The 11,412-nt window shown below is 58.0% G+C and carries 10 protein-coding genes and 1 pseudogene; 7 read left to right on the top strand and 4 right to left on the bottom strand.

All coding sequences use genetic code 11. The features are described 5' to 3' along the window. Both KVT34_RS32730 and KVT34_RS13060 read right to left on the bottom strand, forming a co-directional pair. Positions 1-93, bottom strand: a pseudogene (locus KVT34_RS32730) (pentapeptide repeat-containing protein); the annotation flags it as partial. Between the two features lie 27 nt (positions 94-120). Next, on the bottom strand, positions 121-1,062 hold the full coding sequence (locus KVT34_RS13060; protein WP_217559114.1) for a helix-turn-helix transcriptional regulator: 942 nt from the start codon (positions 1,060-1,062) through the stop codon (positions 121-123). Between the two features lie 128 nt (positions 1,063-1,190). Here KVT34_RS13060 and KVT34_RS13055 point away from each other — a divergent pair, with 128 nt between their 5' ends. Then, positions 1,191-2,045 (top strand): alpha/beta fold hydrolase, encoded by an 855-nt coding sequence (locus tag KVT34_RS13055; protein ID WP_217559112.1) that lies wholly within the window; start codon positions 1,191-1,193, stop codon positions 2,043-2,045. Between the two features lie 115 nt (positions 2,046-2,160). Here the strand turns inward: KVT34_RS13055 and KVT34_RS13050 are convergent, their stop codons facing one another. Together KVT34_RS13050 and KVT34_RS13045 are read right to left on the bottom strand one after the other, a co-directional pair. Further along, positions 2,161-3,576, bottom strand: coding sequence for a sugar phosphate nucleotidyltransferase (locus tag KVT34_RS13050; RefSeq protein ID WP_217559110.1), 1,416 nt, complete (start codon positions 3,574-3,576; stop codon positions 2,161-2,163). A gap of 58 nt (positions 3,577-3,634) precedes the next feature. Continuing rightward, positions 3,635-4,447, bottom strand: coding sequence for a DUF6492 family protein (locus tag KVT34_RS13045; protein ID WP_217559108.1), 813 nt, complete (start codon positions 4,445-4,447; stop codon positions 3,635-3,637). 311 nt (positions 4,448-4,758) lie between these two features. On the opposite strand from KVT34_RS13045, the gene KVT34_RS13040 reads away from it, so the two are divergent. The 6 genes from KVT34_RS13040 to KVT34_RS13015 are packed head-to-tail and all read left to right on the top strand — an operon-like array spanning position 4,759 to position 11,348. Next, positions 4,759-5,757 (top strand): beta-ketoacyl-ACP synthase III, encoded by a 999-nt coding sequence (locus KVT34_RS13040; protein WP_217559106.1) that lies wholly within the window; start codon positions 4,759-4,761, stop codon positions 5,755-5,757. Next, a complete protein-coding gene (locus KVT34_RS13035) occupies positions 5,747-6,997 on the top strand; it encodes an ATP-grasp domain-containing protein (RefSeq protein ID WP_217559104.1) in 1,251 nt (416 codons plus the stop codon). Before KVT34_RS13040 ends, KVT34_RS13035 begins: the two co-directional genes overlap by 11 nt. Further along, positions 6,921-7,916: an NAD-dependent epimerase/dehydratase family protein gene (locus KVT34_RS13030; RefSeq protein ID WP_483311435.1), complete on the top strand. Its 996-nt coding sequence runs from the start codon at positions 6,921-6,923 to the stop codon at positions 7,914-7,916. The genes KVT34_RS13035 and KVT34_RS13030 overlap by 77 nt, the downstream gene beginning before the upstream one ends. Beyond that, positions 7,913-8,758, top strand: a complete 846-nt coding sequence (locus KVT34_RS13025; protein WP_217559102.1) for an MBL fold metallo-hydrolase — start codon at positions 7,913-7,915, stop codon at positions 8,756-8,758. Before KVT34_RS13030 ends, KVT34_RS13025 begins: the two co-directional genes overlap by 4 nt. Further along, entirely contained in the window at positions 8,755-10,110 is a 1,356-nt protein-coding gene (locus KVT34_RS13020; RefSeq protein WP_217559101.1) for a F390 synthetase-related protein, read from the top strand. Before KVT34_RS13025 ends, KVT34_RS13020 begins: the two co-directional genes overlap by 4 nt. Continuing rightward, positions 10,107-11,348: an ATP-grasp domain-containing protein gene (locus tag KVT34_RS13015; RefSeq protein WP_217559100.1), complete on the top strand. Its 1,242-nt coding sequence runs from the start codon at positions 10,107-10,109 to the stop codon at positions 11,346-11,348. The genes KVT34_RS13020 and KVT34_RS13015 overlap by 4 nt, the downstream gene beginning before the upstream one ends. Positions 11,349-11,412: the final 64 nt, after the last annotated feature.

The raw sequence follows: 11,412 nt of genomic DNA, 5'->3' as shown, positions 1-11,412 counted from the left end.
GTGCGCGAGCCGTGCGTGCGCGAGCCGTGCGTGCGCGAGCCGTGCGTGCGCGAGCCGTGCGTGCGCGAGCCGTGCGTGCGCGAGCCGTGCGTCCGCGAGCCGTGCGTCCGCGTCCGCTGCTCAGCTGTATTTGCCGAGCAGCTCGGCAAGCATGGCTTTCATTTCCGCCAGAAGCTCAGGCGAATCTTTCACGGTTACTTCACGGCCCAAGCCGATAAAAAACTTCGCGAAATAGGGAAGGTCTTTTCTAGAAATGGTTCCTTGAAGCCAGCCGGTGCCATCTTCACGCAGGGTAAGCATGGATTCCGACCAAGGCTCCGCCTCGCACGCCTCAACCCCTTCGAGGGTCAATTCCGCAAATACACCTATCTCGCCCAGCTCCTTGCGTCCCGCAGAAGACTTGTTTTCAAGATGAATATGGCGGAGATCCAGCGGTTCCACTGCCGAAGGGACAGCCGAATGAATGCGGTCACAGCGGAACACACGCATCCCTTCCGACCGGTAACAGTAGGCGGAGCAATACCAGAGGCCGTTACCCGTGAAAATGCCGATGGGCTGGATTTCGCGGTCGGAACTTTTTTCCCGGGATTGATACCGGATGAGCAGCACCTTCTGCTGAACGGCCGCATCGAGCAGAAGGGATAAATAAGGAGAGACAGCTTTGCGCGCCGGTGTGATAAAATCCACCCGGTTCTTCATCTGATCGATCCGTTCCCGGACATCCTCGGGCATGTATGCGTAAAATTTTTTCAAGGCGGAAGAAGACTCCGTTTCAAACGGGAGGGAAGAATAATGCCGGAGGGCGTGAACGGCGAAAAAGATAGACACGGCTTCTTCTTCGGTAAAAGCGATAGGAGGCAGCAGTCGTTCCCTCAACACTTGATACCCGCCGTGCGGACCGACTTCCGAATAAAGCGGAACCCCTAATTCGCCCAGCTCTTGCAAATCCCTCAAAATCGTTCTCTGCGAAACGCCGAATTCACGTGCGAGCTCTCCCACCGTAAACTTGCGCTTCCGGTTTACCGTCAGCATCAGTTCCATCAGGCGTTTTGATTTGGACATCGAATAAACTCCACTTTTTAATTATGACATTAGTTGTCACTATTATGCGTTATACTGAATGCAAAGTCCAGGAGTGATTCCCGAGAACGGAGTCCAGAAAGAAAATTTGACGAGGAAGAGGAGACGAGATGATGGAACATGACAAGGAACATCCATCCGCAAAACGCAGCTTTTTCAGATCGGGAGCCAACGAACTTTCTTACGTGGATTACGGCGGTGACGATAAACCGCTACTTCTGCTGCTGCACGGACATATGAACGATGCGGGCACGTTTACTTTTCTGGCTTCACGGTTGAGGAAAGACTGGAGGGTCATCGGGCTCGACCAGCGTGGACACGGCTGGAGCGGGCATCCGGCCGACGGGGATTATTCCAGAGAGAGTTACGTCACCGATATTCTGAATCTGGTCCGTCAGGAGCTGGGCGGTCAGCCCGTTGTCATCCTGGGCCATTCGCTCGGCGGCATTAATGCCTACCAGTTCGCGGCGCGTCATCCCGAATATGTCCGGGCCGTGATCGTAGAAGACATCGGGGCGGAAATTCACGGAGACCTTTCGTTTGCCGAGAAGCTTCCCGAGCGTTCCCCGACCTTGCAGGATTTGAGAGATTCGCTGGCACGACTGGGGCTAAAAGCGATCGATTATTTCTCCGAAAGCGTGTTTGAGGATAAGAAAGGCTGGGGATTCCGGACCGATTTAAAGGGGATGAGGTCTTCCCAGGAAAACGCTAACGGGAAGTGGTGGGATGACTGGCTGTCGTCGACATGTCCTATTCTGCTGATCCACGGCAAAAAAAGCTTTGTCATGAACGCCGAACAAGCGAGATTGATGCAGTCCCGGCGGCCGAATACTTCCCTCGAAATTTTTGAGGATTGCGGCCACGGAGTTCATTCCGACGATCCCGACGGGTTTTATGCCGTTGTAAAAAAATTTCTCGACGGACTGGGTGAAAGTAAGAACGAGAATGTGAGAGGGAATGACTAAAAGGGTGAAAAGGAAGAAGGGCGAACGCATGCCTTTCTTCCTTTTTTTCCAGTTAAAGGCCGGCCAAAGCCAGTATTCCGACCCGCCGCTAAACAAAGGCCATCCTAAGATGGCCTCATCCCTTCCCGGGATCGGGTTCCCGGTCGTTCCTGCACAGCAGTACCGCTTCTTCCCACGATAGAGAAGGCGCTGCGGGCACGGGCTTTTCGCCTTCAGGACCAAACTCGATCTCGATCAGCTCGACCGGCCCCGACGCATCCGCGAGAAGTGCATACCCTGCGGCCGGCTCCAGATGGAGGACGTCACCGGTTTTCACGCGGGTTACTCGCCTGTCCAGAATCATTTGGCCGGAACCGGACAGCAGTGTCCAGCTTTTTTTCGCGCTGCCGTGGGCCCGGTAAGGAAAAGCTTTGCCGGGCAGGAGGGTAAGCCGGCGGATGACGACCTCCGTTTCCGTATTCGTGTCTCCAGTGGACGGGCCACGGTCAATTACGGTGACGGTGCCCCACCTGTACTCCTCGTACATGGGAGCTCTGCTTTTACCCGGATTGATCTGCTTGATCCGGCTGCTGCCTGCCTTGTCGGCTACGAGAATTCCGTCGGGACTTGCCGCCACGATAATCCCGGACACGCCGATGACATGGACGGGGGAGGAAAGCTCGTTGACGATATGCGTATCCGCCGAATCGTCGGATACGTCTCCGGGACCGACGGCCCGGCTTTCCAAATGCGGAGCCAGCGCCTGCCAGTTCCCTAAGTCGTCCCATCTGCCATCGTACGGGAGGACGACGATCGGCTTCGTCTTCTCGACAACTTCCTCGTCAAAACTCAGTTCCGGCAAGGTGTCGTACAAGCCGAGCAGCTGCCCGTAATCGTCCGGCAAACCGCGCGATGTCAGAACCTCCAGCATGAATGAATTCGCAAAAGCAAACACGCCGCTGTTCCAGAGAGCACCCCGAGACAAGAGCGCCGAAGCGCCCTGTTCGTCCGGTTTCTCCGCGAATTCCGCAACGGAAAGATACGGCGCTGCCTCCCGGTCCTGCCCAGGCGCAGGTACGATATAGCCGTACTGGGTGGACGGGAAGGACGGCTTCGTGCCGATCAGAGCCATGCGGGCGCCGGACTGTGCGAGGACTGAGGGGAGGGAGGCGACTTTCTCGAAGAAGGCGGCGTCAACGAACGGATCGGCAGGCATAAAGCAGACGATCTCGTCCGGGCTTACGCTTTGAGTGTGCAGGTACCGGCTGGCTAGACCGATCGCCGTGAACGTCCCTCTTTTGTGCGGCTCCGCCAAAACCGGAATTTTTTCGCCGACCTGGCTTCGGACGATTTCAAACTGGCTGAAGTGGGTAACGATAGATGTCGAGCTGAGCAGCCCGGCGGCATCGAGCTGTCTGCACACGCGCTGAAGCATGGATTCTCTGCCGCCGTCTGGCGCCGGTAACAGCTTCAGAAACGTTTTGGAGCGGATTTCGTTGGACAACGGCCAAAGCCTCTTGCCGGATCCCCCCGACAGCAAAATGATTTTCACGACCCTTCCTCCTTGTCTGAAAAGTGCCGGTCAGAAAAATTCTCCGGGCGACTAGCTGCTATTTGGCTTTTTTGGCTTTGAAATAGTAGCCTCCTCGTTTGTGGAACGACAGCGACCGGTATTTACCGGCCCATTTCTCTCTTTCGCTGTGAGGGACGAACCTGATGCTTTTTTTGAATTCCTTGTTGAGGGAAGGTTTTAACAGGGAAGTGCCGGGATACTGGGCACGAACGAAGTTGCCGTACGTTTCGAACTCGGAAAATCCGAACTGTTTGGTCGTGTCCAGGTTTTTGAGAATGGCTCTGTACCACGGCATTTTGTGACGGGCCGTGATCGCTTTTTTCAGGCTGGACAGCTTGACTTTGTCGTAGAGCATATAGTGGTTGACATAGGAAGGGCGGGAAACGGCTTTCTGTCCCAGAAGCTTGGCATGAATGCGGAAATATTCCTGATGGCTCCAGTTTCTCGTAAAAAATACCTGCTTGCCGTTTTCCAAAAACCGGTGAGGGCGTATAAGCACGGTATCCGCGTCGGTGACGAGAAAGTAGCGGTTGCCGCAAATTTTATCGCCGTTCAGCTTGAGAAGCTGCTGGTACAGCCAGCCCGAGCGGTCCCACCGTTTGGAACGGTAACGGATATCTTTTTTCGTCAGCGGAAGAACGGAATTTTCATGCACAAACTTGCATTTTTTATCCTTACAAAGTTTCTTGATCCGGGGACTGTCGGGCGAAACGATATAAATGCTGCCGATCGGATGTTTGACGTGCCGGCGAATGCCGTCAATGACGAAAGGAAGAGTTTCCAAATCTTTGTCGATAGCCGGGATCAGCACATCAATGGGGGTTCTGCCGCTTCCGGAAGCTTCGCTCATTCTCGCTTCATCTCCATTTATCAAAATCTATCGAAAGTCATGCAGTATGATATGCGAAGGCGGTCCAACCCGTTTGTGTCCCTGTCTACTTCCTTCTCTCATAGAAAAAAGAGGGCGGAGGCCAGATAAGAGAATCCTTAACGGCCTTAACCAAAGCAGGAAAACCAGGGCGAAATGTCGAATGGGATTCTTAAGACCTAGGTCAATTCGACTCGCTGCCTGCACCGGGTCCTTTTCATGTTTCCGCCGAAGGCGGAGCTGCCGGAGGCTGCGGGAAGCTTGTAAAATAAACGGAAAGCGACGGAAACAGCATGAAAACTAGACAAGTGAAGGTCTTGGGAACTGGGGCCTATCTGCCGGAAAAGCGGGTAACCGCGGAAGATATGGATAGAAGGCTCGGCAAACCCGAGGGCTGGGTGTACAAAAAGTCGGGGGTGAAGGTCAGGCATTACGCGGAAAACGAAAGTGTTTCGCAGATGGGGGCGAAGGCCGCCTTCGCGGCACTGGCGGACGCCGGTCTGGAAGCGGAGCAGCTCGACTGCATCATTTGTACGAATGCGGTACCGGAGCAGCCCATTCCGTGTACGGCGGCGCTGATCCAATGTGAAATGAGGCTAGGCGACTCGGGCATTCCGTGTCTGGACGTCAACTCCACCTGCCTGTCGTTTCTTGCGGGACTGGATCTTATTTCCTATCTGATCGACGCGGGCCGGTATGATCGTGTCCTGCTGGTGGCTCCGGAAATCGCCTCGGTCGGCCTGAATTACAGCCAGTCGGAAAGCGCGATTCTGTTCGGGGACGGAGCGGCCGCCGTAGTAGTCGGGAGAACCCCTGCGGGCGAAAGCTCGGGGATCGTGGCTTCCCGTATAGAAACCTACGGCTCCGGCGCGGAGCTATCCGAGGTGAGAGGGGGCGGCTCTAAGCTGCCCTCGATCGCTTACGAACCGGAGCGTAAAGCGGATTTCCTGTTCGATATGCAGGGGGAAGCCCTGTTTAAGAAAACGTCCAAGCTGCTGCCGGATTTTCTGAAAAAACTGTTCGGAGAAGGCGGTGTCACGCTGGAAGACGTCGCCCTCGTCATTCCCCATCAAGGAAGCGCCATGGCAATGAGGCTGCTTCAGCGGAAGCTGCGGATCCCGGACGACAAATTGATGAATATCATCGAACATCACGGCAATATGATTGCCGCCTCGCTGCCGATGGGGCTGCACGAAGCGATCCGGCTGGGCCGGCTGAAACGCGGAGACTTGACGGCCGTTATCGGCATCTCGGCCGGGCTGTCCCTGGGCGGTCTTCTTCTTGAGTACTAGGAAGAAGCCCGGCAGCCGCCGCATTCTTATTACAGGCGGCCGGGCGCCCGCGGCACTGGATTTGGCCCGCCAGTTATCGGCCCTCGGCCATACGATTTATGCGGCCGACAGTCTGGCGAGCCCTCTGCTGCGCTTCTCGCGCTGCATAGAGAAGTTTACCCGCATCCCGGGACCGCGGGATAATCCGTCTGCTTTTGCGGAAGCGCTGCAGGCAATCGTCCGGGAGCAGAGTATCGACCTGCTGATCCCGACGTGCGAAGAGACTTTTTATGTCGCTCAAATAAAGAGCAAGCTTCAGGGCTGCACGGTGCTGACCGATGATTTCGGCAAGCTGATCGCCCTTCATGATAAAGCCTCCTTTATCCGGCTGGTAGAGGAGGCGGCACTGCCTGCACCCCATACGGTCCTTCTGGAAACGGAGGGGGACATGCACGCGTTTTTGGAACGGGAAGGCACACGAAAATGGGTGCTGAAGCCGGTTTTCTCCAGATTCGCGAACCATACGCGCCTGTACGGTCCGGGTGAGGTACTGCCCCGGATCAACGTTTCGCCGGACAATCCGTGGGTTGTCCAGCATTTTGTCGAAGGGCAGGAATACTGCGTCTATGCCGTTGCCCACGAGGGTCGGCTGACCGCGTATGCGGATTACGCTGCGGATTTTACGGCGGGACGGGGCGCCACGATTTACTTCAAATCTTGCGGACGGCGGGATCTCTTCGGATGGGTGGAGCATTTTGTCCGCGAAATCCGGTTTACGGGACAGATTGCGTTTGACTTTATCGTCCATGAATCGGGCGTTATTTATCCGCTGGAATGCAATCCGCGGGCAACGAGCGGGCTTCATCTGTTTACGCCCGAAGAGGGAATAGACCGGGCCCTGCTGGACTGCACGGACACGGTGATAATCCCGGCGCCCGGCGGCCGTCCCGCGATGATTACCGCCGCGATGCTGATGTACGGGGCGGCCGCGTGCGGAACGTCTGCCGGGCTGCGCCGCTGGATCGCCGGCCTTGCGCGGGGCAGGGATGTGATTTTCAGCCGGAAGGACTGGGGACCTGCACTGGCCCAAGGCAAGATTTTGCTGGACTTATGGAGAGAAGCGCGGGCAAAACGCGTGCCGCTTAAAGAGATTACCACTTACGACATCGAATGGAATGGTTACTATGAAAGCGTTAGTGACGGGGGCGACGGGTTTTCTCGGAGGAAATCTGATCCGCCGCCTGCTGGAGGAAGGTTATGAGGTGACGGCGGTCGGCCGCAACCCGGAAGCCGGGAAAAGGCTGACGCAAGAAGGGGCCGGTTTTGTGCGGGTGGACCTGTCGTCGGATGATATGCCGGAGGTTGTCCGCGGCCACGAACTTGTTTTTCACTGCGGTGCGATGTCCTCTCCGTGGGGGGCTTACCGGGATTTCTACACGTCCAATGTGGTCGGCACGCGGCAGATCATCAGGGGCTGCATGAAGCACGGCGTACGGCGGCTCGTAAATGTGTCCACGCCGTCGATCTATTTCGACTACCGGGACCGCCTCGGGATTTCCGAAGAAGAACCGCTGCCGGGAAGAGGCGTCAATGCCTATGCGCAGACGAAACGCCAGGCCGAAAGCGAACTGGACGCCGCGAGCAAGGCCGGTCTTCCGGTGATCACGATCCGGCCGAGAGGGCTATTCGGACCCGGAGACACGGCGATTTTCCCGCGTCTGCTGCGGGCCAACGAGGAGAAGTTCGTGCCCGTTTTCGGCGGAGGACGCGCGTTCATGGATGTCACCTACGTGGACAACGTGACGGAAGCGCTTCTGTGCTGCGCCCATGCCGATAAGGCCTGTGAGGGGCAGAAGTATAACATCACCAACGGCGAGCCCGTTTACGTTTATGAGCTGCTGGCGGAGCTATTCCGGCTGCTGGAGCTGCCCTTCCGCGCCCGGAAAGTTCCGTATCCGGCCGCCTACGGCGCTGCAGCGGCGATGGAAGCGTTCGCCGCACTTCCTTTTGCGCGCAAAGAACCGATGCTCACGAGATACACGGTGGCGCTGCTGGCTTTCAGCCAAACGCTGGATATTTCCAAAGCGGAGCGGGAGCTCGGCTATACGCCCCGGATTTCCGTCGCGGAGGGCATCCGGCGGTTCAGCCTATGGTGGCGGGAACAGGAGGGACGCGCATGAAGCTGACGATGCATTGCACGGGTACCTGCAAGCAGCTGGAGATCTTGTCGCTCCGCGGGGGGAAATGGCGGTCCATCGCGTTTCCGGGTCTTTTTGCCATGCTTGAACATCCGTCCAAAGGGTTAATTTTGTTTGATACGGGATATTCTCCGCGTTTTGCGGAGGCGACGCGCCGGCTGCCCTATGCCTTGTACCGCTGGACGACTCCGGTGGAGACGGGGGTGCATTTAACCGCGGCGGAGCATGCAAGGGCGGCCGGATACGCTCCGGAGGACGTGACTACGGTCGTGATTTCGCATTTTCATGCGGATCACATCTGCGGGCTGGCGGACTTTCCGAATGCGAAGTTCATCTGCTCGAAAGCGGGCTATGATTCGGTCGCTTCTTTAAAAGGACTGGCCGCGGTAAAAAGAGCGGTGCTCCCGGACTTGATACCTCCGGATTTCAAGGACCGGGCAGTCTGGGTGGAGCAGTGCCCGGAAACGGCGCTGCCCGCCGTGTGCCGCCCGTTCGAGCGGGGCTGGGACCTCTTTGGCGACGGGAGTGTGACCGCCGTGGATCTTTCCGGCCATGCGGCGCACCAGATCGGCGTCTTCCTGAGGGGAGCGGACGGAAATCCCGTGCTGCTCGGCGCGGACGCAAGCTGGTCGGCGCAGGCCGTGCGGGAAAACCGGCTGCCCAGTCCGCTCGCATTTATTTTGTTCGACGGCAGGCAGGACTACAAACGGACTTTCGGCAATCTCGTGGAGCTGCACCGAAGGCAGCCGGAGATGCGCCTTCTTTTTACACACTGTGCGGAAGCTTGGGAACTTTGCGGAAAGGAGGGCATTGAACTCCTGTGAAACTCATCCTACTGCTCAAACAATACGCCCTGACCAAATGGAACGGGCAAAGATGGAAAAGCCGGGAAGACCTTGAGGCTTGGCAAGACGCGCGGGTCCGGGCTTTTCTGGAAGAAACCCGGCGCAGGTCGCCTTTCTACGCCCGCCTGTTTGAGGACCTCCCGCTGGATAGCTGGCGCGAATGGCCGACCATAGACAAGACGGCGATGATGGACGCCTTCGACGAGCTGAACACCGCGGGCATCACGAAGGACGAAGCGCTCCAAGCGGCCCTTCAAGCCGAGTGGGAGCGCGACTTCACCCCCGAGCTGAACGGGGTTACCGTCGGGCTTTCCTCCGGTACGTCGGGCAACCGCGGGCTGTTCATCGTCAGCCCCGAGGAAAGAGCGGCGTGGGCGGGCGCCGCCCTGGCGAAAGCTCTGCCGGGTTCCCTGCTGCGGAAGCACCGGATCGCCTTCTTTCTCCGGGCGGACAGCAACCTGTACCAGACGGTGCGGTCCCGGAGAATCCGGTTCAGTTTCTTCGATATGATCCGCCCGGTCCCCGAGCATGTCGAACAGCTAGGCCGGCTGCAGCCGACCCTCCTGATCGCCCCGCCGTCCATGCTCCGGCTGCTGGCGGAAGCGAAGCAGAGGGGAGAACTGGCGATTGCGCCGGACAAAATCATTTCCGTCGCGGAAGTGCTGGAACCGGTCGACCGGCAGGTGATCGAGCTTGCTTTCGGGACCCGGGTGCACCAGATTTATCAATGCACCGAAGGGTTTCTTGGCGCAACCTGCGAACATGGAACGCTGCATCTCAATGAGGATATCGCCGTGATCCAGCGGGAGTACGTTGATGCGGAGCGGCGGACGTTTATGCCGGTGATTACGGATTTTTCCCGTACATCCCAGCCCATTATCCGCTACCGGTTGAACGACCTGCTCACGCTCCGGGAAGAACCTTGTCCCTGCGGTTCGGTGTTCACGGCGGTCGAATCCGTCAGCGGACGCACGGACGATTTGTTCTTCGGCCGGAGTATGGACGGAGGACGGGACGTTCCGGTCTTTCCGGATTTTATCCGGCGGGCGGTGATGATGGCTTCGGACGGAATCGCCGAATACAAAGTCATCCAGCGTGACCGGGAACGTCTGGAAGTATCGGTCCGCACGAAAGAAGGAGTGCCGGACGTCACCGGACCGCTCCGGCGGGAGCTGGCCGGGATTTTCGCGCAGCATGGCTGCCGGCCTCCGGAAATCACGTTTACGCCATACTCGTTCCGGCCGGGCTTGACGAAATTGCGCAGAATTGAGCGCGCCTATACCGTAGAGCCGGACATGGCGGCAAGAGACGGGTGGACCGGCCGCTTATGAATGTGCTCCTCACAGGCTGCCGCTCTTACACGGCGCTGGATCTGGCGAGGCGGTTCCGGGATTCCGGATGGAACGTATTTGCCGCGGACAGTGTCAAATTTCCGGTGTGCCGCGGTTCACGGGCGGTAACAGAATTCTTCCATATTCCTTCTCCGAGAGAAGGGTACCGGGAATTCATTGCCGCGTTGGCGGCCATTATCCGGTCTACCCGAATCGATCTGCTCCTGCCGACGAGCGAGGAAATCTTTTATATCGCGCATGGGCGGGAAGAGCTGTCCCGATACTGCCGCGTGTTCTGCGACGATTTCGAAGTCCTGAAATCGCTGCACAACAAATGGACATTCTCCGGACTGACGGAAGGAATGTCCGCCCGGACTCCGGAGACGAAGCTGCTCACATCCGCCGCTCAATTGAAAGAACTCGGCGATCCGTCCGCCTTCGCGTTCAAACCGGTGTACAGCCGCTTCGCGTCGGAGGCGCTGCTGGCTCCCTCCCGGCTGCCGAAGGGCTTTGCGCCGTCCGCGGACCGGCCCTGGATCGCGCAGCGGTACATCCGCGGCCTGGAGCTGTGCAGCTATCATTTAGCCGTGGACGGTGAAATCGCGGCGTACGGTTCCTACGAGCCCTCTTATCGGCTCGGCCAGGCTTCCGGCTATTACTTCAAGCCGGTGCATCGCGAGAACATCGACCGCTTTGCGGCCGAACTGGTCCGTAAGCTCGATTTTACAGGGCATGTGGCCTTCGATTACATAGAAGAAAAGGACGGCACCCTGCATGTGCTGGAATGCAACCCGAGGGCGACGAGCGGGCTGCATCTCGCAGGCACAGCCGGGCTGATGAAGCCGTTTGGGCCTGGTGGAGAACCGCTTCCCGAAGTGACCGGGGGAAAGCATTATGCCGGCGGCCGTACCCCCTCGAAAAATCCGGCGGGAATCCGGATTGGGTCCGGAACCCCCGGAAGCCCCGGAACCCCCGTGCCTGCGGAAACTCCCCCGATGATCGGGTACGCGATGCTGGCGAATCCTTTTTACCACGGCTTCAATCCCTCGGGAATGAGGCGGTGGTTCAACGATTTCCGGCACGGGCGCGATGTGCTTTTCAGCAGGCAAGACCCGTGGGTGCCTCTGCTGCATACGAGCAGTCTGGCCGAAACGGCTTTCGACTCGCTGAGCAGGCGGATCCCGTTTAAAGATGCGGCTACCGCCGACATCGAATGGGACGGAGAAGCTTTGAACTGAGGGCGTGCCGCGCTGCGGCGGCCTTTCTTTCAGGCTAAGACCAAAGACAGAACAGGAGGTGCCT

It is taken from the genome of Paenibacillus sp. GbtcB18, assembly GCF_019091125.1.
GTDB lineage: Bacteria > Bacillota > Bacilli > Paenibacillales > NBRC-103111 > Paenibacillus_F > Paenibacillus_F chitinolyticus.
Note: the sequence above shows the minus strand (reverse complement) of the source record. Positions and strands in the feature narration are given on the sequence as shown.

Excerpts from the sequence above, each read along its gene's own strand:
- KVT34_RS13045 (WP_217559108.1), bottom strand. The coding sequence starts at position 4,447 with ATGAGCGAAGCTTCCGGAAGCGGCAGAACCCCCATTGATGTGCTGATC.
- KVT34_RS13025 (WP_217559102.1), top strand. The coding sequence starts at position 7,913 with ATGAAGCTGACGATGCATTGCACGGGTACCTGCAAGCAGCTGGAGATC.
- KVT34_RS13040 (WP_217559106.1), top strand. The coding sequence starts at position 4,759 with ATGAAAACTAGACAAGTGAAGGTCTTGGGAACTGGGGCCTATCTGCCG.
- KVT34_RS13015 (WP_217559100.1), top strand. The coding sequence starts at position 10,107 with ATGAATGTGCTCCTCACAGGCTGCCGCTCTTACACGGCGCTGGATCTG.
- KVT34_RS13030 (WP_483311435.1), top strand. The coding sequence starts at position 6,921 with ATGAAAGCGTTAGTGACGGGGGCGACGGGTTTTCTCGGAGGAAATCTG.
- KVT34_RS13060 (WP_217559114.1), bottom strand. The coding sequence starts at position 1,062 with ATGTCCAAATCAAAACGCCTGATGGAACTGATGCTGACGGTAAACCGG.
- KVT34_RS13055 (WP_217559112.1), top strand. The coding sequence starts at position 1,191 with ATGATGGAACATGACAAGGAACATCCATCCGCAAAACGCAGCTTTTTC.